The 23,804-nt window shown below is 69.0% G+C and carries 20 protein-coding genes; 12 read left to right on the top strand and 8 right to left on the bottom strand.

Features of this window, described 5'->3' with window-relative positions; translation table 11 throughout:
• Nucleotides 1-2: 2 nt before the first annotated feature.
• Complete coding sequence (locus tag OG226_RS17140) at nt 3-1,958, top strand: kelch motif-containing protein (RefSeq protein WP_328678983.1); 1,956 nt, start codon at nt 3-5, stop codon at nt 1,956-1,958.
• A 29-nt stretch (nt 1,959-1,987) separates the two neighbouring features.
• On the opposite strand, the gene OG226_RS17135 is transcribed toward OG226_RS17140, so the two are convergent.
• Nucleotides 1,988-2,980: a glycoside hydrolase family 6 protein gene (locus tag OG226_RS17135; RefSeq protein ID WP_329349375.1), complete on the bottom strand. Its 993-nt coding sequence runs from the start codon at nt 2,978-2,980 to the stop codon at nt 1,988-1,990.
• Between the two features lie 188 nt (nt 2,981-3,168).
• Here OG226_RS17135 and OG226_RS17130 point away from each other — a divergent pair, with 188 nt between their 5' ends.
• The 3 genes from OG226_RS17130 to OG226_RS17120 all read left to right on the top strand — a co-directional run bounded on the left by OG226_RS17130 (nt 3,169) and on the right by OG226_RS17120 (nt 5,867).
• Nucleotides 3,169-3,678: a MarR family winged helix-turn-helix transcriptional regulator gene (locus OG226_RS17130; RefSeq protein ID WP_328678981.1), complete on the top strand. Its 510-nt coding sequence runs from the start codon at nt 3,169-3,171 to the stop codon at nt 3,676-3,678.
• Nucleotides 3,679-3,734: 56 nt separating this feature from the next.
• Nucleotides 3,735-4,073, top strand: a complete 339-nt coding sequence (locus OG226_RS17125; RefSeq protein WP_329349374.1) for a DUF3817 domain-containing protein — start codon at nt 3,735-3,737, stop codon at nt 4,071-4,073.
• 93 nt (nt 4,074-4,166) lie between these two features.
• A complete protein-coding gene (locus OG226_RS17120; protein ID WP_328678979.1) occupies nt 4,167-5,867 on the top strand; it encodes an acyl-CoA mutase large subunit family protein in 1,701 nt (566 codons plus the stop codon).
• Nucleotides 5,868-6,592: 725 nt separating this feature from the next.
• Here the strand turns inward: OG226_RS17120 and OG226_RS17115 are convergent.
• Nucleotides 6,593-7,219 (bottom strand): TetR/AcrR family transcriptional regulator, encoded by a 627-nt coding sequence (locus tag OG226_RS17115; protein ID WP_329349373.1) that lies wholly within the window; start codon nt 7,217-7,219, stop codon nt 6,593-6,595.
• A gap of 214 nt (nt 7,220-7,433) precedes the next feature.
• On the opposite strand from OG226_RS17115, the gene OG226_RS17110 reads away from it, so the two are divergent.
• From OG226_RS17110 to OG226_RS17095, 4 genes are all read left to right on the top strand, one after another.
• On the top strand, nt 7,434-8,411 hold the full coding sequence (locus OG226_RS17110) for a tetratricopeptide repeat protein (protein WP_328678977.1): 978 nt from the start codon (nt 7,434-7,436) through the stop codon (nt 8,409-8,411).
• A gap of 646 nt (nt 8,412-9,057) precedes the next feature.
• Nucleotides 9,058-9,693, top strand: coding sequence for a DUF6230 family protein (locus tag OG226_RS17105; protein WP_328678976.1), 636 nt, complete (start codon nt 9,058-9,060; stop codon nt 9,691-9,693).
• A gap of 117 nt (nt 9,694-9,810) precedes the next feature.
• A complete protein-coding gene (locus OG226_RS17100; RefSeq protein WP_329349372.1) occupies nt 9,811-10,425 on the top strand; it encodes a DUF6114 domain-containing protein in 615 nt (204 codons plus the stop codon).
• On the top strand, nt 10,415-11,734 hold the full coding sequence (locus OG226_RS17095; RefSeq protein ID WP_329349371.1) for a hypothetical protein: 1,320 nt from the start codon (nt 10,415-10,417) through the stop codon (nt 11,732-11,734). Before OG226_RS17100 ends, OG226_RS17095 begins: the two co-directional genes overlap by 11 nt.
• Nucleotides 11,735-11,958: 224 nt before the next feature.
• Here OG226_RS17095 and pyk read toward each other — a convergent pair whose 3' ends face one another.
• From pyk to pta, 3 genes are all read right to left on the bottom strand, one after another.
• The gene (gene pyk, locus OG226_RS17090) at nt 11,959-13,389 is read right to left on the bottom strand and encodes a pyruvate kinase (RefSeq protein ID WP_329349370.1); all 1,431 of its coding nucleotides are present in this window, start codon (nt 13,387-13,389) and stop codon (nt 11,959-11,961) included.
• 73 nt (nt 13,390-13,462) lie between these two features.
• Nucleotides 13,463-14,674 (bottom strand): acetate kinase, encoded by a 1,212-nt coding sequence (locus OG226_RS17085; RefSeq protein WP_329349369.1) that lies wholly within the window; start codon nt 14,672-14,674, stop codon nt 13,463-13,465.
• The gene (gene pta / locus OG226_RS17080; RefSeq protein WP_329349368.1) at nt 14,671-16,761 is read right to left on the bottom strand and encodes a phosphate acetyltransferase; all 2,091 of its coding nucleotides are present in this window, start codon (nt 16,759-16,761) and stop codon (nt 14,671-14,673) included. Before pta ends, OG226_RS17085 begins: the two co-directional genes overlap by 4 nt.
• Nucleotides 16,762-16,976: 215 nt before the next feature.
• On the opposite strand from pta, the gene OG226_RS17075 reads away from it, so the two are divergent.
• Nucleotides 16,977-18,002 carry an ATP-dependent 6-phosphofructokinase gene (locus OG226_RS17075; protein WP_328678970.1) on the top strand — a complete coding sequence of 342 codons (1,026 nt, stop codon included), beginning with the start codon at nt 16,977-16,979 and terminating at the stop codon, nt 18,000-18,002.
• Nucleotides 18,003-18,036: 34 nt separating this feature from the next.
• Here the strand turns inward: OG226_RS17075 and OG226_RS17070 are convergent, their stop codons facing one another.
• Both OG226_RS17070 and OG226_RS17065 read right to left on the bottom strand, forming a co-directional pair.
• The gene (locus OG226_RS17070; protein ID WP_328686337.1) at nt 18,037-18,666 is read right to left on the bottom strand and encodes an XRE family transcriptional regulator; all 630 of its coding nucleotides are present in this window, start codon (nt 18,664-18,666) and stop codon (nt 18,037-18,039) included.
• 477 nt (nt 18,667-19,143) lie between these two features.
• A complete protein-coding gene (locus OG226_RS17065) occupies nt 19,144-19,533 on the bottom strand; it encodes a hypothetical protein (RefSeq protein WP_443066998.1) in 390 nt (129 codons plus the stop codon).
• 215 nt (nt 19,534-19,748) lie between these two features.
• Between OG226_RS17065 and OG226_RS17060 the strand changes: the two genes are divergently transcribed.
• The 3 genes from OG226_RS17060 to OG226_RS17050 all read left to right on the top strand — a co-directional run bounded on the left by OG226_RS17060 (nt 19,749) and on the right by OG226_RS17050 (nt 22,972).
• Nucleotides 19,749-19,955 carry a hypothetical protein gene (locus OG226_RS17060; RefSeq protein ID WP_329353754.1) on the top strand — a complete coding sequence of 69 codons (207 nt, stop codon included), beginning with the start codon at nt 19,749-19,751 and terminating at the stop codon, nt 19,953-19,955.
• Nucleotides 19,956-20,039: 84 nt separating this feature from the next.
• Nucleotides 20,040-20,693: a class I SAM-dependent methyltransferase gene (locus tag OG226_RS17055; RefSeq protein WP_329349366.1), complete on the top strand. Its 654-nt coding sequence runs from the start codon at nt 20,040-20,042 to the stop codon at nt 20,691-20,693.
• 161 nt (nt 20,694-20,854) lie between these two features.
• Nucleotides 20,855-22,972: a tetratricopeptide repeat protein gene (locus OG226_RS17050; RefSeq protein WP_329349365.1), complete on the top strand. Its 2,118-nt coding sequence runs from the start codon at nt 20,855-20,857 to the stop codon at nt 22,970-22,972.
• On the opposite strand, the gene OG226_RS17045 is transcribed toward OG226_RS17050, so the two are convergent.
• On the bottom strand, nt 22,962-23,801 hold the full coding sequence (locus OG226_RS17045; protein ID WP_329349364.1) for a carbohydrate ABC transporter permease: 840 nt from the start codon (nt 23,799-23,801) through the stop codon (nt 22,962-22,964). The two genes, OG226_RS17050 and OG226_RS17045, sit on opposite strands and share 11 nt — an antisense overlap.
• Nucleotides 23,802-23,804 lie beyond the last annotated feature (3 nt).

Below are 23,804 nucleotides of genomic sequence, written 5' to 3'. Positions count from 1 at the left end.
CCATGGCCTTCCAGCCGTCCCAGAAAACCAGGAAGACCGTCCTCGGCATCGGCGGCGTCGCCGTCCTGGCCGGTCTCAACGCCCCGGCCGCCCTCGACTTCGCCGGCGAGCAGTACCACGAGTACAAGATCACGCGGCCCGAGTACATGGCCAAGTACGGCTCCTGGGACCAGATCGACATCCCGAAGGAGTACCGGACCAACGCCATCCACGCCTCGCTGCTGCACACCGGCAAGGTGCTGATCGTGGCGGGCTCCGGAAACGAGCAGAAGAAGTTCAACGCGGGGTCCTTCGACACCGTGCTGTGGGACCCGAAGGCCGACACCTTCAAGAAGATCCCGACCCCGGTCGACTTCTTCTGCGGCGGACACAGCCAACTCCCCAGCGGCAACCTGCTGGTGGCCGGCGGCACCGCCCGCTACGAACTCCTCGACGGCGAGGTCAAGCGGGCCGGCGGCGGTATGCGCGTCAAGAACGAGAGCCCCAACAAGGCGATGTTCCTGAAGAAGGGCACCCGCTTCCGCTCACCGGCCGGCGTCGACTACGTCACCAGGTTCGACGTCACCGTCCCCAAGGCCAAGCGCGAGTTCAAGGTGACGTACAACGCCCGCGGTGCGATGCAGCCCTGGCAGACCAAGGTCACCGCGAGCGAGGTCCGCGTCTTCGTCGAGGCCGCCGAGGCGGGCCCGATGTCGGTCACCGAGAACCAGGCCCAGTACGACATCGTCGGCCTCAAGGGCAAGGACGCGAACAACACGTACGGCCTCTCCGAGAAGATCACCCTGGAGAAGCAGGACTACCAAGGCATCCGCGCCGCCTACGAGTTCGACCCCAAGGCCGAGCGGTACATCCCCGTCGACCCGATGGAGAAGGCGCGTTGGTACCCGACCCTCGTCGGCCTCGACGACGGCCGCGTCCTCGCTGTCTCCGGACTCGACGACGTCGGTGTCATCGACCAGGGCGACAACGAGATCTACGACCCGAAGACCAAGAAGTGGACCCCGGGCCCCAAGCGCTACTTCCCCACCTACCCGGCCCTCTTCCTCACCAAGGGCGGCAAGCTCTTCTATCCGGCCTCCAACGCCGGCTACGGACCCGCCGACAAGGGCCGTGAGCCCGGCCTTTGGGACCTGAAGACCAACAAGTTCACCAAGGTCGCCGGGCTGCGCGACCCCGAGGAGACCGAGACCTCGTCCTCGCTCCTCCTGCCGCCCGCCCAGGACCAGAAGGTGATGATCCTCGGCGGCGGAGGCGTCGGCGAGTCCAAGAAGTCGACCCCGCGCACCGCGGTCGTCGACCTCAAGCAGGACAGCCCCGTCTTCAAGGACGGCCCCGATCTCCCGCAGGGCACGCGGTACTTGAACAGCGTGATCATGCCGGACGACTCGGTCTTCACCACCAACGGCTCCTCGGACTACCGCGGCCGCAGCGCCAGCAACATCTTCAAGGCGCAGTTCTACGACCCGAAGGGCAACGCCTTCCGCGAGGCCGCCGCCCCGATGGTCGGCCGCAACTACCACTCCGAGGCACTGCTGTTGCCCGACGGCCGGGTCGTCACGTTCGGCTCCGACCCGCTCTTCGACGACCAGGCCAACACCAAACTGGGCCACTTCGAGCAGCGCATGGAGATCTTCACCCCGCCCGCGCTGCACAAGAACGGCACCAACAGGCCGGTCCTGCAGGACGGTCCGGAGACCCTGGACCGGCACCACCGCGCGACCTTCCGCACCGACCACCCCGAACGCGTCGTCAAGGCCCGTCTGATGCGCCCGAGTTCGGTCACGCACACGACGGACGTCGAGCAGCGCTCCATCGAGCTCGGCCTCGTCAAGGACGGCAAGTCGGTGACCGTGGACGTACCGAACGACCGGGCCCTGGTCCCGCCCGGCTGGTACATGCTCTTCGTGACGGACGCCCAGGGCACGCCGTCGGAGGCCAAGTGGATCCAGGTGAACTGAAGTTGGCCGCAGCCACCTGAAGTGCCCTGCTACGCCTTGGAGTTGCGCGCCAGCTCCAAGGCGTACTCCGGCCACCACTGCCCGGCGTCGGGACCGCCCTCACAGGTGCCGTCCGAGGCGCCGGGCCGCTTGATCCACAGATAGGCGTCCAGGGACTGCTCGCCGGTGTCGGTCGTCGGCCGGGTGCCCAGTCCGCGGCCCGGCGGATTGCACCAGGCGCCGGCCAGCGGCCCGTTGCCGTTGCGGCTGGTGTCGACGACGAAGTGCTTGCCGCCGAGGTTCCGCGACAGCTGGACGCCGTACTTCTTCGTCACCGCGTCCGTCTGGAAGTTGGACACGTTGAGCGAGAAACCGTCGGCCTCCTCGACCCCGGCCCGCTTCAACGGCTCCACGAGCTTCCCAGGGTCCCTGATCCAGGCCGGGTTGCCCGCGTCGAGATACACCCTCGTCCCCTTCTGCTGCTTCAGCCGGACGACCGCCTCGCTCAGCAACTGCTCCCGCTCGCCCTGGTATTCGCCGGGCGTGCAGCCGTCCGCCATGTGCGCGACGGCGTCGGGTTCGAGCACGACCAGTGCCTTCGCGTCGCCCAGCGCCTCGGCGAACTTCCCGATCCACGCCCGGTAGGCGTCGGCGTCCCCCGCGCCGCCGGCCGAGTGCTGACCGCAGTCGCGGTGCGGAATGTCGTACGCGACGAAGAGCGCCGTACGACCCTCCTGGCGCGCGGCCGCGGTCGCCGCCCTGATCACCGGGCCGGGGTCGATCTCACCGGCCGGCCACAGCGCGGTCGGTTCGTCGGCGATCCGCTTGAGGAGCGTGGCGTCCTGCTTGCGCCCCTCCCGCTCCCACATCTGGATCTGCTCGGCCGCCGGGCTCGCCGGGTCGACCCAGAAGGTCATGTCGCCCATCGGCCCCTTGGACCGGGCACCGGCGACGGAGGCCTCGTCGACGTCGGACGCGGACGAACAGCCCACCGCGAGGCCGAGGACCGTGAGCGCCGCGAACGTGCGGATCAGCCGGGACATGCTGCTCCCTTGCGCGAGGGGGACATTCAGTGACAATCAGTCAGTAATCCTGGCACAAGCCGCCCGGCCCGCTCCGATACGACACCGGGCACACGGGTACGGCCCCGCAGTGCCTCGCGGAACCTCCCGGGGACCGATGGGCGAGACGGGGCTGACCACGATGTGACCGGCCGGTAAGGTCTGGTGCCGTGTCAAAGCCGCTCAGTCTTCCTTTCGACCCCATCGCCCGCGCCGACGAACACTGGAAACAGCGCTGGGGAAACGTGCCGTCCATGGCCGCCATCACCTCGATCATGCGGGCGCAGCAGATCCTGCTCGCCGAGGTCGACGCGGTCGTCAAGCCGTACGGACTGACCTTCGCGCGCTACGAGGCACTCGTGCTGCTCACCTTCTCCAAGGCGGGCGAGCTGCCGATGTCGAAGATCGGCGAGCGGCTCATGGTGCACCCCACGTCCGTGACGAACACCGTGGACCGCCTGGTCAGGTCCGGCCTCGTCGCCAAGCGTCCCAACCCCAACGACGGCCGCGGCACCCTCGCCTCGATCACCGACAAGGGCCGCGAGGTCTGCGACGCGGCGACCCGCGACCTGATGGGGATGGACTTCGGTCTGGGCGCCTACGACGCCGAGGAGTGCGGGGAGATCTTCGCGATGCTGCGGCCGCTGAGGGTCGCCGCGGATGACTTCGACGAGGAGTGACCCGGGCCGCCGACCCGGGGAAAGATCGCCCGGAACGGGTGGTTACGCTCGTCCTCATGAAAAAGAGCGTGTTCACCCGCTACCGCGTTTTGGCGTACACCACGGGTGTGCTGCTGGTCCTGCTCTGTCTGAGCATGATCGCCAAGTACCTCCTGAAGATCGACGGCGCCGGGAGCTTCACCGAGGTCGTCGCCATCGCGCACGGCTGGCTGTACGTCGTCTATCTCCTCTTCGCCTTCGACCTGGGTTCCAAGGCGAAGTGGCCGGTCGGCAAGCAGCTCTGGGTGCTCCTCGCGGGCACGATCCCGACGGCCGCGTTCTTCGTCGAGCGGAAGATCAGCCACGAGCTGGAGGGTCACTTCGCCGAGTCGACTCCGGTCGCCGCGAAGGTCTGAGCCGCACGGTTCCCGCCGCTCTCACCGCCGTACGAGTTGCGTACGGCGGTCAGCCATCGACATTTACTAGGACGTCCTAGTAAATTCGAAGGCATGGACGCTGACGCCATCGCAGAAGGCCGCCGACGCTGGCAGGCCCGTTTCGACGCCGCACGCACGCGTGAGGCAGATTTCACCACGCTCTCCGGCGATCCCGTGGAGCCGGCGTACGGGCCCCGGCCCGGGGACACGTACGACGGCTTCGAGCGGATCGGATGGCCCGGGGAGTACCCCTACACGCGCGGGCTGTACGCGACGGGCTACCGGGGGCGGACGTGGACCATCCGGCAGTTCGCCGGGTTCGGGAACGCCGAGCAGACCAACGAGCGGTACAAGAAGATCCTCGCCAACGGCGGCGGAGGCCTCTCCGTGGCCTTCGACATGCCGACCCTGATGGGCCGCGACTCCGACGACCCGCGCTCGCTCGGCGAGGTCGGGCACTGCGGGGTCGCGATCGACTCCGCCGCCGACATGGAGGTCCTCTTCAAGGACATCCCGCTCGGTGACGTCACGACGTCGATGACCATCAGCGGGCCGGCCGTCCCGGTCTTCTGCATGTACCTGGTCGCGGCCGAGCGGCAGGGCATCGACCCCGCCGTCCTCAACGGCACGCTCCAGACGGACATCTTCAAGGAGTACATCGCCCAGAAGGAGTGGCTCTTCGAGCCCGAGCCGCACCTGCGCCTCATCGGCGACCTCATGGAGTACTGCGCGACCGGCATCCCCGCCTACAAGCCGCTGTCCGTCTCCGGCTACCACATCCGCGAGGCCGGTTCCACGGCCGCGCAGGAGCTGGCATACACCCTCGCGGACGGCTTCGGGTACGTCGAACTCGGCCTGTCCCGGGGCCTGGACGTGGACGTCTTCGCGCCCGGCCTGTCCTTCTTCTTCGACGCGCACGTCGACTTCTTCGAGGAGATCGCCAAGTTCCGCGCGGCGCGCCGCATTTGGGCCCGCTGGATGCGGGACGTCTACGGCGCGAAGTCCGAGAAGGCCCAGTGGCTGCGCTTCCACACCCAGACCGCCGGCGTCTCGCTGACCGCGCAGCAGCCGTACAACAACGTGGTGCGTACGGCCGTAGAAGCGCTCGCGGCCGTCCTCGGCGGGACCAACTCGCTGCACACCAACGCCCTGGACGAGACCCTCGCGCTGCCGAGCGAGCAGGCCGCGGAGATCGCGCTGCGCACGCAGCAGGTGCTGATGGAGGAGACCGGGGTCGCCAACGTGGCGGATCCGCTGGGCGGTTCGTGGTACGTCGAGCAGCTCACCGACCGCATCGAGGCGGACGCCGAGAAGATCTTCGAGCAGATCAGGGAGCGGGGCCTGCGCGCCCACCCGGACGGGCAGCACCCGATCGGGCCGATCACCTCCGGCATCCTGCGCGGCATCGAGGACGGCTGGTTCACCGGCGAGATCGCCGAGGCCGCGTTCCAGTACCAGCGGTCCGTCGAGAAGGGCGACAAGCGGGTCGTCGGCGTCAACGTCCACCACGGCTCCGTCACCGGCGACCTGGAGATCCTGCGCGTCAGCCACGAGGTGGAGCGGGACCAGATCCAGGAGTTGGGCACGCGCAAGGGCGCACGGGACGAGACGGCCGTAGGCGCGGCCCTGGGCGCGATGCTGGCAGCCGCGCGGGACGGGTCGAACATGATCGGCCCGATGCTGGACGCTGCGCGGGCCGAGGCGACGCTGGGGGAGATCTGCGGGGTACTGCGGGACGAGTGGGGCGTCTACACGGAGCCCGCAGGCTTCTAGCCCTGCCCGGCGGATCAGGCCGCGGCGAGACCGGCGGGGCCTGATCCGCGCCGGTGATCGGGCCTGGGGCATGACGCTGCGAGGCGAAGGCGAGGGCGGGGGATTTGGTGGCCGATGGCAGCGCTGCGGATGTGCGTGCCGGGCTCCGCGGCTACGGAGGTGGGTGAAGCCGGGCGCGGGGAAGTCGCCGACCACTGACAGCGTCGCAGGTGTGCGTGCCGGGCCCGTGTGTGCGGAGATGGGTGAAGCCGGGGCGGGGGAGTTGGTGGCCGGCGGTAGTGCCTCAGGTGTGCTTGCCGGGCTCGGCGGCTGCGGAGGTGAGTGAAGCCGGGCGTGGGGGAGTCGGCGACCACTGACAGCGTCACAGGTGTGCCTGTCGGGCCCGTGTGTGCCGAGATGGGTGAAGCCCTGCGGGGGATTTGGTGGCCGGCGGCAGCGTTGTGGATGTGCGTGCCGGGTCCGGTGGCTGCCGTGGGGGAGTTGAGACGGGGGGAGTTGGTGGCCGGCGGTAGTGCCTCAGGTGTGCTTGTCGGGCGCGGTGGCTACGGAGGTGGGTGAAGCCGGGCGTGGGGGAGTCGGCGACCACTGACAGCGTCGCAGGTGTGCCTGTCGGGCCCGTGTGTGCCGAGATGGGTGAAGCCGGGGCGGGGGAGTCGCGGCAGGCGGCGGCAGTGCCTCAGGTGGGTGCCGGGGCCGTGTCTGCGGTCGGGGTCGGTCGGTGGATTCTAGGGGTTGTTGAGCGAGGTCAGGCCTAGCAGTAGGACCTGGGTGAAGCTGTGGACCCACTCCTCGTCGGCCGGTTCCGCGCTTACCAGGGTGCGGTGGACCACCGCGCCCGCGACCACGTCGAAGATGAGGTCGGCCGTGCGGGCGGCTTCCTGCGGGTCGGTCTCCGGGGGGAGTTCGCCGCGGGCCTGGGCGCGTGCTCTGCCCTCCAGGACCAGGCACTTCTGGCGGTCGACGATCGACTCCCGGATGCGGTCGCGCAGGGCGTCGTCGTGGATGGACTCGGCGACCACCGCCATCAGGCCGCTCTTGGCCTCCGGGCGGGCCAGGATCGCCGCGAACTGGAGGACCACGCCCTCGATGTCGGCGGCCAGCGTGCCCCGGTCGGGGAGGTGGAGCTCGTCGAAGAGCTCCGCCACCGCGTCGACGACGAGTTCGTTCTTGCCCGCCCAGCGGCGGTAGAGGGTGGTTTTCGCAACCCCCGCGCGCGTGGCGACGTCTCCCAACGTGAGCCTGGACCAGCCGAGTTCGACCAGGGCCTCTCGGGTCGCCGCCAGGATCGCGGTGTCCGCGGTGGTGCTGCGGGGTCGTCCCGCGGCGCGCGGGGCGGGAGTGCTGCTCTGCATCCCTCGACCATAACCGTCGGTTCCTGTGGTGCAGTGAGGGAGATCACCGGGTATCTGTATCCGGGAAGGGGCCTGTGCTATTACGCTACGGGTCGTAGCGTAACCACGGGGCGCAGGGTGGGGACCCGGCGCCGAACAGCTCACAACCGGCTTGCGACAGACCGGCTTTCACAACGCTTTTCATTCACACGCGCGGACGGGGGAGGATGGGCGCATGCAGCCACGGAACATGTCCATGAGCGGAGTCGTCGACCTCGCCGCGGTGAAGGCGGCCCAGGAGGCCAAGGTCAAGGCGGAGCAGGCGCGCGCCGAGACCGCCAGGCAGGGCGGCGGCGGGGCCGTCTCCCCGGCCGACCTGGTGATCGACGTAGATGAGGCGGGGTTCGAGAGCGAGGTCCTGCAGCGGTCCACCGAGGTCCCGGTCGTCATCGACTTCTGGGCCGAGTGGTGCGAGCCGTGCAAGCAGCTGAGCCCGCTCCTGGAGCGGCTCGCGCTTGATTACAACGGGCGCTTCGTCCTCGCCAAGATCGACGTCGACGCCAATCAGATGCTGATGCAGCAGTTCGGGGTGCAGGGCATCCCGGCCGTCTTCGCGGTGGTCGCCGGCCAGGCGCTGCCGCTCTTCCAGGGTGCCGCCGCCGAGTCGCAGATCCGGGAGACCCTCGACCAGTTGATCCAGGTCGCCGAGCAGCGCTTCGGCCTCACCGGTCTCGACGTCGACCCCGACGCCGCGCCGGGCGACCGGCCCGAGGCCGTCGCCGAGGTGCCGGCGGGACCGTACGACGCGCTGCTCGAAGCCGCCGTACAGGCCCTGGACGCGGGGGACTTCGGCGGGGCCGTGCAGGCGTACAAGAACGTGCTGAGCGACGACCCGGGCAACTCCGAGGCCAAACTGGGGCTCGCCCAGGCCGATTTGCTGCACCGGGTGTCGACGCTCGACCCGCAGCAGGTGCGCACCGAGGCCGCCGAGAAGCCGGGTGACGTGCCGGCGCAGATCGCCGCCGCCGACCTGGACCTGGTGGGCGGTCATGTCGAGGACGCGTTCAGCCGGCTGATCGACACCGTGCGGCGCACGGTGGGTGACGACCGGGATGCCGTACGACTGCGGCTGCTGGAGCTGTTCGAGGTCGTCGGGGCCGATGACCCCAGGGTGACGGCGGCCCGGCGGGCACTGGCGCGGGCGCTGTTCTGAGCGGGGCGCGGGGCCGGTTCTGACCAGTCGGTAAACCTCGTGACCTGTGATGCCGAAGTGAAAGATTTGCCGACGGAGTGTCACTGCGGCCGCGCTTTGCCAAATCTTGGTAATCGCGGCCGCTGTTACTTGGAGTAAGCCAGGGGCGTTGATCTGTCGGATTCCGCCCGGGTGTCAACTGATTTGTCCTGGCCCACGATGGCACCCAGCGTCGTCGACCGATACCGGCGGGTCGTTGTTCGGTTATCCGGCCGTTACTACCCAGTAACGAAGCCCCTTGTGCGGGCGGCGAGAATGCACCACGATCGGCGACGCTCGGTCCATTTCCGTACCCCGACAGCCGGTCGGGCCGACGGGGTTTCCTGGGTCCCCACCGAGTAGAGCCGGAAACAATGGAGTCGGCTCTTGGGCAGGGGGGTCTTCGCCGCCAGGCGGAGCCTGTCCAGCAAGGTTGTGCGTGATGTGCGTCAGGCGCGACCAGTGGTTGTCGCTCGGGGGTGATCGCCGGTGATCGGTGCGCGGTTCGCGCCTCCGAGGACGGGCGCTCCCCTTCCCGAGGACGTAGCACTTCTCCCATCCCTGCCCGGCTGAGCCGCCAATAGGGGGCAGTCAGGGCCAGGAGATGTACGTCCGAGAAGGAGGAAATATGGAGTCCCAGGTGCGTGGCGGGACCAGATGGAAGCGCTTCGCTGTGGTCATGGTGCCCAGCGTCGCCGCTACGGCGTGTATAGGTGTGGCCCTCGCGCAGGGTGCTCTCGCCGCGTCGTTCAGTGTTTCGGGTCAGTCGTTCAAGGTGTCGGCCGACCAGCTCGACGGCACGGGCTTCACGCAGTACGGAGCGCTCGACTCGGGTTACAACCTCGACGGCAGCAAGTCGCTTCACCCCGTCGCGGTCTCGGCGTTCAAGTCCGCGTCGATCACCAACATGTGCCAGTCGGTGGTCACCCCGAACATCCCGCTGCTCGGGTCCGTCAGCCTTGTGCTGAAGGCGGGCGGCGACGGTACGCCGGTCCAGGCCGAGAATCTGTACATCGATGTTCAGGACCTCAGCGCCGACGCTGTGTTCCACAACATCGACATCGGTGTGGCGGCCGGAAGCGCGACCAAGGGTCCGGGCATGAAGGGCGGCAGCGAGGCTGCCAACCCGTACGGATTCGCGCAGCAGGCCGAGTCGGCCACGCTGACCAATGTGAAGCAGACGGCGTGGGCCACCACTGCCGGAACCTTCAAGCTCAGCGGGCTGAAGATGTCGGTCTCGGCCGGCACCCACGAGTGCTACTAGGCACTTGACGGCGGGCGGGGGAGCCGGTGGCGCCCCCGCCCGTCCCACTTCCACCAGCGCCTTCACACGAGGTGCGACTCTCCACCACAGCAACGCCGTACCAGGGAGCTGTTTTCCATGAGCGCCGAGACTCCTGCCGCACCCGGCCAGTTCGCCCGCCGGAGGCTGCAGTTTCGTGCCTGGCGTGGCACGAGGCCGTTCTGGGCCGGTCTGTTCGTCATGCTCGGCGGACTCCCGATCGCCTACTTCCCGTACGCACATCTCCAGGTGGGCCATCTGACGCTGGCGATGGCCACCACCGCGGGTGCCGGGTCCCTGATCATCGGCGTACTGCTGGTCGTCCTGGGCTTCAGCCTCTGGTTCCAGAAGCACGTACGCACCTTCGCGGGTGTCGCGGCGATCCTGCTGGCGCTGGTGTCCATCCCCGTGTCCAACCTCGGCGGTTTCCTGATCGGCTTCCTCCTCGCCATGGTCGGCGGGGCACTGGCCGTGTCGTGGGCGCCGGGCGCACCGCCGGAGCCGCAGTCGCTCCAGGACGTCACACAGGGAGAGGGCGGCGCCCCCGCCGCGGCCACACCGTACGAGGCGGCGCCGCACGACTCCGCGTCGTACTACGCCAAGCCTCAGGAGCCCGCGCCGTCCGAGTCCGCCGACGGTACGGACGAGCCGAACGATCTGTCAGGAACGAGCCCGGTGAACAACGGGGCGAACGGGAGGCACAGTGCCGGCTGACGAGGTGACCCACGGGACTGATGTGGACGAGTCCCGTGTGAGAACCGGGCCGCGGCATGCGGCACCCAAGAAGCCGCTGTTCACCAGGCTCCACATGCCCGCCGGCAAGGCGATAGCCACGGTGGCGATGCCGACCGCCGTGATCATGGGGATGGGCTTCACGTCCTCGCTCGCCCTCGCCGACAACGGATCGACGACCTCGCCGTCGTCGAAGAGCCTGACGGCCGACGAGTACAAGGACTGTGTCGCCGCCATCGCCGGGTCGACGGCGAGCCCCTCGGCGACGCCGTCCACGTCCGCGAGCGAGTCCGCCGCCTCGTCCAAGGCCGAGGCGACTCCGTCGGCCTCGGCCTCGAAGGACACGGACTCCGGCAAGACATCTTCGGATTCGTCGGATTCAGGTTCCGACGGCAAGGCGGCCACCCCCACGCCGTCCGCCTCCGCGAGCAAGTCCGCGGAGTCGAGCGGTTCGTCGAGCAGCACCGCCACGGCGACGCCCTCCGCGTCCGCGAGCAGCGGCAACCTGCTGGACACCATCGGCGACGCCATCACCGGGATCCTCACCGGCGGTTCGTCGAAGTCCGACTCGACGGCGAGCGCCACCCCGACGCCGACCGCGTCCGCCTCGGCGAGCGCCACGAAGGACACGTCCTCGGACGACTCCTCCAGCGGGTCCGACACCGTCAAGGACACGACGAAGAAGGTCACCGACACGGTCGACGACACCGTGAAGGACACGACCGACGCGGCGACCAAGGCGGCCGAGGACACGGCCACCGCGACGCCTTCGGCCACGGCCACCCCGAGCCCGTCCGCGAGCGCGAGCACCGACACCTCGGACTGCCCGGTCGCCACGGACGACTTGAGCGGCGTCGACAACAAGGTGCTGCTGCCCGACGACCCCTGGTACCTGAACGCCAGCTCCCTGCTGCTCAAGGGCGCCGACTATCAGGGCATCGTCGAGGTGAAGACCGCCAGCGGCAAGGTCAAGAAGGTCCTGAAGTACGTCATCTCCGGCGGCACCGACATCGGCGACCTGCACCAGACGGTGAACGACAAGCAGTCCGGCAAGACGTACAACGTCCAGGCTGCCTCCGGCTCGACGTCCACGATCCGCGACGGCGACACGGTGATGTACACGGAGTCCATCTCGGGCAACCTGTTCGGACTGATCCCGATCACGTTCACCCCGGACAACCCGCCGCCGCTGAACATCCCGCTGATCTACTTCACCAACGTGAAGGTGGTCCAGGCCGGCCAGTTCGGCGGCACGCTGACGGTCCCCGGGCTGCGCAGCTACCAGAACTGAGCCCGCCCACAAGCCCGTTCGGGAGCCGCGAAGGAACAGTGCCCCGCCGAGTACCCACTCGGCGGGGCACTGCTCAGTCCGGTGCGCGGCCGATCCACAGGGGCGACGCGTGGCTCCGGGAGACGCCAGGAGCACCGTCGACCACGATCCGGCGGCGGACGGACCGAGGGCGCCCCCTGTAGCGGGGGCGCCCTCAGCGTCGTACAAGAGCCTTCAGACGTACGTCAGTTGCGCTCTCCGCCGCCGAGGTGGTGGACGCGGAGCATGTTCGTGGTGCCGGGGACGCCGGGGGGCGAGCCGGCGGTGATGATGAGGGTGTCGCCCGGGTTGAAGCGGTTGATCTTGGCGATCTCCATGTCGACCATGTCGACCATCTCGTCGGTGCTGTTCACGAACGGCACGACGTGCGACTCCACGCCCCAGCTGAGCGTCAGCTGGTTGCGGGTGCTCTCGTCCATGGTGAAGGCGACGATGGGCTGCGAGGCGCGGTAGCGGGACAGCCGGCGGGCGGTGTCACCGGACTGCGTGAAGGCCACCAGGGCCCGGCCGCCGAGGAAGTCGGCGATCTCGCACGCGGCACGCGCGATCGAACCACCCTGCGTCCGCGGCTTCTTGCCCGGCACGAGCGGCTGCAGGCCCTTGCTGAACAGCTCCTCCTCGGCCGCCTGGACGATCTTCGACATCGTCTGCACGGTCTCGATCGGGTAGGCGCCCACCGAGGACTCGGCGGACAGCATGACCGCGTCCGCGCCGTCCAGGATCGCGTTGGCCACGTCGGAGGCCTCGGCGCGCGTGGGACGGGAGTTGGTGATCATCGACTCCATCATCTGGGTCGCCACGATCACCGGCTTGGCGTTCCGCCGGCACAGCTCCACCAGGCGCTTCTGCACCATCGGGACCTTCTCCAGCGGGTACTCGACGGCGAGGTCGCCGCGGGCCACCATCACCGCGTCGAACGCCGCGACCACGGCCTCCATGTTGGCGACCGCCTGCGGCTTCTCCACCTTGGCGATGACGGGGACCCGGCGGCCCTCCTCGTCCATCACCTTGTGGACGTCGTACACGTCGCCCGCGTCGCGCACGAAGGACAGGGCGACCATGTCGCAGCCCATCCGCAGGGCGAAGCGCAGGTCCTCGACGTCCTTGTCGGACAGCGCGGGCACGTTCACCGCCGTGCCGGGCAGGTTGATGCCCTTGTGGTCGGAGATGACGCCGCCCTCGATGACGATCGTCTTCACGCGGGGGCCTTCGACGCTGAGGACCTTCAGCTCGACGTTGCCGTCGTTGATGAGGACCTGGTCGCCGCGGGAGACGTCACCGGGCAGGCCCTTGTACGTGGTCCCGCAGATGGTCTTGTCGCCCGGGACGTCGTCGGTGGTGATGGTGAACTCGTCACCGCGCACCAGCTCGACGGGACCCTCCGCGAAGGTCTCCAGGCGGATCTTCGGGCCCTGCAGGTCGGCGAGGACGCCGATGGCACGGCCGGTCTCCTTGGCCGCGGCACGGACGCGGTCGTACCGCCCCTGGTGCTCGGCGTGGGTGCCGTGGCTGAAATTGAAACGGGCCACATTCATACCGGCCTCGATCAGCGAGACCAGTTGTTCGTGGGAGTCGACCGCGGGGCCGAGAGTACAGACGATTTTCGAACGGCGCATGGGACGATCCTATCGGTTTGTTTCGCTACGGAATATTCCGTCTGGCGGAAGATACAAATGGGCGGGCATGCGCTCAGGCGTTGTAATTTCCGACCAGTGCATAGGTCTGTGTCGCGATCTCCAATTCCTCGTCCGTCGGCACCACCGCGACCGCGACCCGCCCGGACGCGGGCGAGATCAGCCGCGGCTCCTCACTCCGTACGGCGTTCAGCGCGCCGTCCACCTCAAGCCCCAGCAGCTCCAGGCCCGCCACGGCAGCCTCCCGCACGGCGCTCGCGTTCTCGCCGACCCCCGCGGTGAAGGCGACCGCGTCCACCCGGCCGAGTACCGCGCAGTAGGCACCGATGTACTTCTTCAATCGGTGAATGTAGATGTCGAAGGCCAGTTCCGCCTGTTCGTCACCCTCGTCGATCCGGCGCCGGATCTCCCGCATGTCGTTGTCCCCGCACAACCCGATCAGACCGCTCTTCTTGTTGAGAAGAGTGTCGATCTCATCGGTGGACATTTCGCCAACACGCATCAAATGGAAGATGACGGCCGGATCCAGGTCTCCCGACCGCGTCCCCATCACCAGCCCCTCCAACGGCGTCAGCCCCATGGACGTGTCCACACACCGGCCACCCCGTACGGCCGACGCGGACGCCCCGTTCCCGAGGTGCAGCACGATGACATTCACGTCCTCGGGCGCCTTCCCCAGCAGCTTCGCCGTCGCCCGCGACACATACGCGTGCGAGGTCCCGTGGAACCCGTACCGCCGGATCCGGTACGCGTCCGCGGTCGCCACGTCGATCGCGTACCGCGCGGCCGACTCCGGCATCGTCGTGTGGAACGCCGTGTCGAACACGGCCACCTGCGGCAGATCGGGCCGCAACGCCATCGCGGTCCGGATCCCGACGAGGTTCGCCGGATTGTGCAACGGCGCGACGGGGATGAGCCGTTCGATCTCGGCGAGCACGGCGTCGTCGATGACGGTCGGCTCGGTGAAGACCAGCCCACCGTGCACGACCCGATGCCCGATGGCCGCCAACTCCGGTGAGTCCAGCCCGAGTCCGTCCCTCGACAGCTCCTCGGCCACGGCCTTCAGCGCGGCCTCGTGATCGGGGATCGGGCCCGTCCACTCCCGGGTGGCGTCCGTGCCCATGTCGGTGTGCTTGAACCGGGAGGTCTCCTCACCGATCCGCTCGACGAGTCCTACGGCGAGACGGGTGCCCGCCGCCATGTCGAGCAGCTGGTACTTCACCGACGAGGAGCCGGAGTTGAGGACGAGGACACGCGTGGGACTCACTGGGCGGTTGCCTTCTCGATCGGGTGCTGCGCCTGGATCGCCGTGATGGCGACGGTGTTGACGATGTCCGAGACGAGGGCGCCCCGGGACAGGTCGTTGACCGGCTTGCGCAGACCCTGCAACACCGGCCCGACCGCGATCGCGCCGGCCGAACGCTGCACGGCCTTGTAGGTGTTGTTTCCGGTGTTCAGGTCGGGGAAGATCAACACGCTTGCCTGACCGGCGACTTCGGACTCCGGCATCTTGGTGGCGGCGACACTCGGCTCGACGGCGGCGTCGTACTGGATGGGCCCCTCGATCCGCAGATCGGCCCGCCGCAGCCGGACCAGTTCGGTCGCCTCGCGCACCTTGTCGACGTCGGCGCCCGAGCCGGACGTACCGGTGGAGTACGACAGCATCGCGATCCGGGCCGAGACGCCGAACTGCTCGGCGGTGGCGGCCGATTGGATGGCGATGTCGGCCAACTGCTCGGCGTTCGGGTCGGGGTTGACCGCACAGTCGCCGTACACCAGCACCTTGTCGGCGAGGCACATGAAGAAGACGGACGAGACGATGTCGGCGTCCGGCTTGGTCTTGATGATCTCGAAGGCGGGCCGGATGGTCGCGGCGGTGGAGTGCACGGCACCGGAGACCATCCCGTCGGCGAGCCCCTCCTGGACCATCAGCGTCCCGAAGTAGTTCACGTCGGCGACGACGTCGTAGGCGAGTTCGACGGTGACGCCCTTGTGGGCGCGGAGCTTGGCGTACCGCTCGGCGAAGCGGTCACGGAGTTCGGAGGTGTGCGGGTCGATCAACTGGGCCGCGGTGAGGTCGATGCCGAGGTCGGCTGCCTTCTTGCGGATCTGGTCCTCGGGGCCGAGGAGGGTCAACTCGCAGACACCGCGCCGCAACAGCACCTCGGCGGCGTGCAGGACGCGGGCCTCGGTGCCCTCGGGGAGGACGATCCGGCGCTTGTCGGAGCGGGCCCGCTCCAGGAGCGTGTGCTCGAACATCATCGGGGTGACCCGGTCGCTGCTCGGCGCCGAGACCCGCTTGAGCAGGTCGCCGGTGTCGACGTACCGCTCGAAGAGGCCGAGCGCGGTCTCCGCCTTGCGCGGGGTGGCCGCGTTCAACTTCCCCTCCAGGGAGAAGAGTTCGGCGGCGGTGGGGAAGGAGGTGCCGGGCACGGAGACCACCGGGGTACCCGGCGCGAGACGCGCTGCGAGGGTGAGGATGCCGTGGCTGGGCACCTCGTTCAGGGTGAGCAGGACGCCGGCGATCGGCGGGGTGCCGGCGCTGTGCGCGGCGAGCGCGCCGATGACGAGGTCGGCGCGGTCGCCGGGGGTGACGACGAGCGCGCCCGGGGTCAGCGCCTTGAGGAAGTTGGGCAGCATCGCCCCGCCGAAGACAAAGTCGAGCGCGTCCCGGGCGAGCCCGGAGTCGTCCCCGAGGAGGACCTTGCCGCCGAGGGCGTGGGTGATCTGGGCGACGGTCGGCGCGGAGAGGGCGGGCTCGTCCGGTACGACGTAACAGGGCACCGGCAGCCGGGTGGTGAGCCGTTGGGCGATCTCCTCCCGGTCCTCGCGGGCGACCCGGTTGGTGACCATGGCGAGGACGTCGCAGCCGAGGCCGTCGTAGGCGCGATAGGCGTTGCGGGTCTCCGCGAGCACGGACTCGGCGGTCTGCTTGCGGCCGCCGACGACGGGGATGACGGACGCGCCGAACTCGTTCGCGAGGCGGGCGTTGAGGGACAGCTCGTCCGGGAACTGGGTGTCCGCGTAGTCGGTGCCCAGGACGAGGACGACGTCGTAGTCGCGGGCGACGAGATGGAACCGGTCGACGAGCGTCGACACCAGCTCGTCCGTCCCCTGCTCGGCCTGGAGGGCGGAGGCCTCGTGGTAGTCCATGCCGTAGACGGTCGCGGGGGCCTGGGAGAGCCGGTAGCGCGCACGCAGCAGTTCGAACAGGCGGTCGGGGCCGTCGTGGACGAGGGGTCGGAACACCCCCACCCGGTCGACCTGCCGGGTCAGGAGCTCCATGACCCCCAGCTCGACGACCTGACGGCCGTCGCCGCGGTCGATCCCGGTCACGTACACGCTGCGGGTCACGCGTGGTCTCCTCTTCCGGCAGATTCCGAGGACTTCTGGCTGCCCGTTTCGACGGTCATAAAAATCGCCCACCTGGGTGAGCAGAACCCTCTTGACAATACCTCCGGGGGTGGTTAAGGCGCCCGCCAGTCCGACGGGAGCGGCGACGCCCTGAGGGACGTGAAACAATCGGGTCCGGCTCACCGGTGTCAACAGCGAGCAGGAGACACAGCACGATGCGTATCGGAGTTCTCACCGCAGGCGGCGACTGCCCCGGCCTGAACGCCGTGATCCGGTCGGTCGTGCACCGAGCGGTCGACAACTACGGCGACGAGGTCATCGGCTTCGAGGACGGCTACGCCGGACTGCTCGAAGGCCACTACCGCAACCTCGACCTGGACGCGGTCAGCGGCATCCTCGCCCGCGGCGGCACGATCCTGGGTTCGTCACGACTGGAGCGGGACCGCCTCCGCGAGGCCTGCGAGAACGCGCTGGACATCGCGCGGGACTTCGGGATCGACGCGCTGATCCCGATCGGCGGCGAGGGCACGCTGACGGCGGCGCGCATGCTGTCCGACGCGGGCCTGCCGGTCGTGGGCGTCCCCAAGACGATCGACAACGACATCTCGTCGACGGACCGCACGTTCGGCTTCGACACGGCGGTCGGGGTCGCGACGGAGGCGATGGACCGTCTGAAGACGACGGCGGAGTCGCACCAGCGGGTCATGGTCGTCGAGGTCATGGGCCGGCACGCGGGCTGGATCGCGCTGGAGTCCGGCATGGCGGCGGGCGCGCACGGCATCTGCCTCCCCGAGCGCCCCTTCGACCCGGCCGACCTGGTCAAGATGGTCGAGGAACGCTTCGCGCGCGGCAAGAGGTTCGCCGTCGTGTGCGTGGCCGAGGGCGCGCACCCCGCCGAGGGTTCCATGGACTACAACAAGGGCGCGATCGACCAGTTCGGCCACGAGCGCTTCCAGGGCATCGGCACGGCGCTGGCCTACGAGTTGGAGCGCCGCCTCGGCAAGGAGGCCAAGCCGGTCATCCTCGGACACATCCAGCGCGGCGGCGTACCGACCGCGTACGACCGGGTGTTGGCGACGCGCTTCGGCTGGCACGCGGTGGAGGCCGCGCACCAGGGGGAGTTCGGGCGGATGACCGCGCTGCGGGGGACGGACGTGGTGATGGTGCCGCTGGCCGAGGCGGTCACCGAGCTGAAGACGGTGCCGAAGGACCGGATGGACGAGGCGGAGTCGGTTTTCTAGCCGCTTTTCTAGCCGGTTTTTCTTGGTACGGCGCTCAGTAGGTACTCCTCTCGACCATGGACCAGAACCGGCTGATGATCTGGTCGAGGAAGTCCCGGCCTGCCTCGCCCGCTTCGACGGCGGAGTTGCCGCCGCCCCAGGTCAGGGTGGCGACCATCTGCGCCTGGTAGTCCTCGTGCAACTCCTGGAGGGAGTCCTCCAGGAGCCGCCGGTCCAGCGGCACCATCTTGCCGATCGGGCGTACGTACGCCTGCCACCGCGTGGTCATGGCACTGCGCAGCAGCTCGGCGAGGCGGCTGTCGCGCCCGGTGACGCTGATGAAGTCGGGCAGCGAGAGGTCGAGGAGATCGGTGAGCGCGGAGGTCTGACGCTCGGTGCCGCGCCACTGGTCGTGCTCCTCCATCCGCAGATACGCGAGGAGTTCGAGCCCGACGGCCCGGGCGACGTCCTCCGGCGCGAGGCTCCGGGCGAGCCGATGCTCACGCAGCGTGCGTGGCTTGCCGATGAGTTCGGCCGGCGAGCACCACAACACGCCGGACAGCGCGGTGAGTTCGGGCCCGGAGGGCGCGGTGAGTCCCCGCTCCCAGGCGATGACCAGGTCAGGCGTGACGTACGGCAGCCCGTACGAGGCACGCATGCCGTACGCGACGTGTTCCGGGCCCATGTTGAGAGCGGTACGGAGCCGATGGGCGGCGGGCGCGTTGAAGGGCGGAGTGGGCGGTGTCGGCGGCGTGGACTGGCTGGGTTGAGCTGGGGGTCGGCGCACGGGCCACAAGCTAGGGGTGCCTGAGTGCGGTGACTACGGTCTGTTCGGCCAGGATTACGGATTGTAGGAACGTACGGATTCGGTCGACCGGCGGGCATCCAGTGCGGCCGGGGTGGGCGAGATCGGTGACGCTGAGTGGTGGCGAGGAGGGCTGAGAGACGGGCAGGGGATGGGCGCCGCCGGGTGAATATGCCTCCCTGCCTTGCCATTCGCCGGTGCGGCGGACCCCAGGGACCGTTTCGACGCCGTCGGGTGTGTGGGCGGGGGTCGAAGGGGAGTGCGTTTGTGGTGGGGGTGGTGATCGGGTGTGGGGGGAAGTGGGGGGTGGCGGGAAATCGACGGTGGGTGTCCGGGGGGTGGGGGTGGGCGGGGCGTTCAGGTGCGTGTCGCGTCTACGGCCGCATCCAGCACCAGCCGCCAGGGGAACTCCTTCGGCCTGCCCTGCCCGGGCTGGTTCGGCACGAATCCGCCTTCGCCGTAAAGGAGTTGGACGCCCATGGCACGCAACTCGGCGACGCTGCGCTCGAATTGCCGGTGCTGTTCGTAGGCGGAGTTGACGCAGGGCATGGCGATGACGGGGATGCGCTTGCCGATGCCTTCGGCGACGACACCGACCACGAAGTCGTGAGTCAGGCCCAACGCCCATGAGTTGATCGTGTTGAAGGTCGCCGGCGCGAACGCGATCACGTCCGCCTTCGGCCAGACGTCCGGCTCGCCCGGCATCTTGTACTCGCTGCGCACGGGGTGGCCTGTCAGCCGTGCCAGTTCACCGAGTTGGGGTTCGAGCCAGCGGGCGGCGGTGGGGGTGCGGCGGAGGCGAAGAGGTAGAGGGTGCGGGGGGTGGTCGTCATGCGGGTCATCCGATCACACACAACCGCTCCTGCTCCGGAGGGAGTCGGAGCGGAAGGGCGCGGGCGCGTGGCCCGGCCTGGGTACTGTTCCAGTGGTTGTGGTTGTGGCTGCTCAGAACGAAGACCGGTATGCCGACACTGGACGAGAACCACACGGGCGCCCGTATCAGGGAACAGCGCAGACTGCCCCGACTCACCCAGCGCCCGCTCGACGGCCGGTGCCTGCGCACCGGCGACTTCCTGAAGAGCCAAGGGTGGCCCGTGGACGAGGAGTTGTGGGCGATCGACGGTACGGACTGCTCGCCGTGCGACGACAAGGTCCCCGACAGTCACTGACCGCCCGCTACAGTCGGGCCCGCTCCCCTGTTCTCCAGGAGGGCGGGGCTCCAGCACCCCGACACGACGCAGAGGAACGACGCCGTGCCCGTACCCCACGACATCCCGGCCGAGACCGAACTGTGGGACGCCTACGCCGAGTCCGCCTTCAAGGGCGAGGCCGAGCCCTCGTTCTGCTGGACGCAGTACGCCGGTCACGGTCCCGGCCCCGAACTGCTCGGCGAACCGCGCAGCGTGCTGGAGATCGGATGCGGTACCGGCCGGGCCCTCGCGCATCTCGCGCAGCGCGGGATCAGCGCGCAGGGCGTCGACCTCTCGCCGGTCATGGTCAAGAAGGTGAGCGAGCGGTGGGGCGACACAGGCGCCGAGTTCGCGTGCGGTGAGGTCCTGGAGTACCTCGCCTCGTGCGACGACACGTACGACGCGGTCTACTCGATCTTCGGGGCGGCCTGGTTCGTCGACCCGGGGCGGCTGTTTCCGCTTGTACGGGCGCGGCTCAACCCGGGCGGAGTCTTCGTGTTCTCCCAGCCGCCGGCCATCCCCGGTGCGTACGGCCCGCAGGGCATGTACAAGGGGGGCTTCGCGGGCAAGGCCATGTTCACGTACCGGTACAGCTACCGTCCGTCCGTCTGGGAACGGCTGTTGACCCTGGCCGGGTTCTCCTCGGCCGTAGCGACCGTGCTTGACGCGCCTGAGCTCGGCCACATCGGGACGTTGATCGTGCGTGCTGAGGCCTAGCCCAAGTCCACCAGGGTGGGCAGGGCAGGTTGGCCAGGAGCCCGTGCGCCTGCGGTGATCGGCTTGAACCACGCGTGCCGGTCGGGACGGCAACGTGGGCGAGGCCCGTAGGCGTACCGTGTTGGCACGCGATTCGGGGGCGGCGGCACGGGGACGGCGCGATGGGCGAGCAGTACGGCGGGGATCATCAAGATTTCCGGGGCGGGGAGTTCAACGGGGACTTCACCGCGAAGAAGGTGGAGTATCACCAGCACGCGCCGGCGCCCACCGCGCTGGATTCCCTGCCTCCGAAGGCCGCCGGGTTCACCGGTCGCGGTGATCAACTCGGCGAGCTGCTCGGTGCGTTCGACCCGGATGGGAGTGGCGAAGCGCCGGGAGCGGTGTTGGTCGCCGCGGTGTCCGGGCTCGGCGGTATCGGCAAGACCGCGCTCGCGGTGCAGGCGGTGCATGAAGCCTGTGACAGGGGGTGGTTCCCGGGTGGGGTGCTCTTCGTCAATCTCCATGGATACGACGATGATCGCGTTACGGCGGAACAGGCGCTGGAGACTCTGCTGAGGGCCCTGGGGACGCCTCCGGAGCACATTCCCAACGGGGTTGACGCACGGGCCGCACTGTATCGATCGGTACTTGCGGCGCGGGAGCGGGAGTTGGGGGCGGTGCTGGTCCTGGCCGACAACGCGTCCTCGGCTGAGCAGGTGCGTCCGTTGCATCCCGGGGGTGTGCGGCACCGGCTGCTTGCTACATCGCGGAGCAAGTTGCCTCAACTGGGGGCGCGGTTGCTGCCGTTGGGGGAGCTGAGTCCGGGGGAGGCGTACGACCTGCTGGACCGGGCGTTGCGGATCGCCGCTCGGGGTGATGCGCGGGTGGCGAATGAGGGTACGGCGGCTGCCCAACTCGCCTTGCTGTGTGGGCACTTGCCACTCGCCCTTCAGATCGCCGCGGCCTTGCTTGTCCTCGACCGGGACAAGCCTGTGGCCGAACTCGTGTCGGAACTCGCCGAGTCCGGAGACCGACTCCAGCACCTTGATGACGGTGAACGCAGTGTGCGGGCCGCCTTTGACCTGTCGTATCGGCGTCTGCCGGCTGAACAGGCCCGGTTGCTGAGGCTGTTGGCTCTGGCTCCGGGGCCGGAGGTGACGGCCGACGTCGTCGCCGTGCTGGACGGAGCGGACACTCCGCCGGTGCGTGTGCTCGACGCGTTGTGCCGCGCCCATCTTGTTGAGCGGGGGAGTGGGCGTGGGCGGTGGCGGTTGCATGACCTGGTGCGGGTGTTCGGGGTGGGTGTGGTCAAGGGGGACGTGGGGTTGTGGGAGGAGGGGGAGGCGGCGCGGGAGCGGGTGCTGGAGTTCTATCTGCGGTGGGCGAGGGCGGCGGATGTCCGGTTGCGGTGGCTGCCGGGGATGCCGGAGCCGGAGCGGTTCGAGGATCGGGCGGGGGCGCTGGCGTGGCTGGACTCCGAGCGGGCTGGGCTGGTGGCGGCGGTGCAGTGGGCGCGGGAGGAGCGGTTCGCGGCCACAGCGGTACGGCTGTCGCAGTATCTGGCGGAGTATCTGTACTGGCGGCGCGCTTTCGACGACTTGACCACGGTCTGCGGTGTCGCGCGGGAGGCCGCCCACCGCGCCGGTAACCGGGTGGGGGAGGCCAGCGCGTGGAACAACCTTGGCATCGCCTTGAGGGAGATGGGCCAGGTGGAGGAGGCCATCGACGTCCACACCCGGGCCCGCGACCTGCACCAGGCCGTCGGGGACCGCCGCCGCGAGGCCAGCGCGTGGGACAACCTCGGCATCGCCCTGCGTTCCACGGGCCGGGTGGAGGAGGCCATCGATGCCCACACCCGGGCCCGCGACCTGTTCCAGGCCGTCGGGGACCGCCGCCGCGGGGCCAGCGCGTGGGACAACCTCGGTAGCGCCCTGCGGCAGGCGGGCCGGGTGGAGGAGGCGATCGATGCCCACACCCCTGCCCGCGACCTGTTCCAGGCCGCCGGGGACCGCCGCCGCGGGGCCATTGCGTGGAACAACCTCGGCAACGCCCTGTGGGAGGCGGGCCGGGTGGAGGAGGCGGTGGAGGCGTATGAGCAGGCCCTGGAGTGCTTCTGGGAGTTCGACGACTGGTACGGAACGGGCCAGACTCTCTTCAACCTGGCCCTCGCCCACCAGCACGCCGCCCGCCCCGCCGAGGCCCGCACCCACTACCTCAAGTCCGCCGACGCCTACACCCGCGCCAATGCCCCCACCGAAGCCGCCGGAGCCCGCACCTGGGCCGAAGAGATCACCCCTTAACCGCCCCACCCAAAGCAAACCCCCCACCCAACCGCCGAGCCACCAGCACATACAACAAAATCACCGGCGTCGAATAAACAACCGAGAACGCCGCCAGCTGCCCATACGCCACCATCCCCCGATTCCCGAAGAACTCATTGATGCTCACGCTCGCCGGCATCTGATCCGGCGTGAGCAGCAGCATGAACGGGACGAAGAAGTTCCCCCACATCATCACGAACGAGAAGACGGTCACCACCGCCACTCCCGGCCCCATCAGCGGCAGCACAATCCGCACCAGCGACTGAAGCGACGACGCTCCGTCAGTCCAGGCAGCCTCCTCCAACTCCTTCGGCACCCCGTCCATGAAGTTCTTCATCAGCCAGATGGCGAACGGGAGTTGGGACGCGGCGAAGAAGAAGATCGTGCCCTGCATGGTGTCGATGAGATTCACCTGCACGAACAACGCGTACACCGGCACCATGATCGCCGTGATCGGAAGGCTCGTCGCGAAGAGGATCGTCAGCAGGAACGGGCGGTTCAGGCGCGACCGGAAACGCGACAGGGGATACGCCGCCAACGCCGAGCACACCACCGTCAGCAGCGTTCCGAACCCGCACAGGATCAGGCTGTTGAGCAGGGGCGTGAAGGTGATGTCCGGTTTCAGGATCGCGTGGAAGTTGTCGAGGGTCAGGCCGTCGGGGGTCTTCACCTTGAGGTCCGCGTGGGCGTCGAGGGACGACAGGACCACCCAGAGCAGTGGCAGCGCGAACGTCGCCGCGACCACCAGCAGCCCCGCGTCCGCCGCCAGACGTCGGCTCGTGCGGCGGGAGGAGAGGGTGAGTGCCATGGG

The sequence above is a fragment of the Streptomyces sp. NBC_01261 genome (assembly GCF_036226385.1).
GTDB lineage: Bacteria > Actinomycetota > Actinomycetes > Streptomycetales > Streptomycetaceae > Streptomyces.
This window is presented reverse-complemented; position numbering and strand designations above follow the sequence as displayed.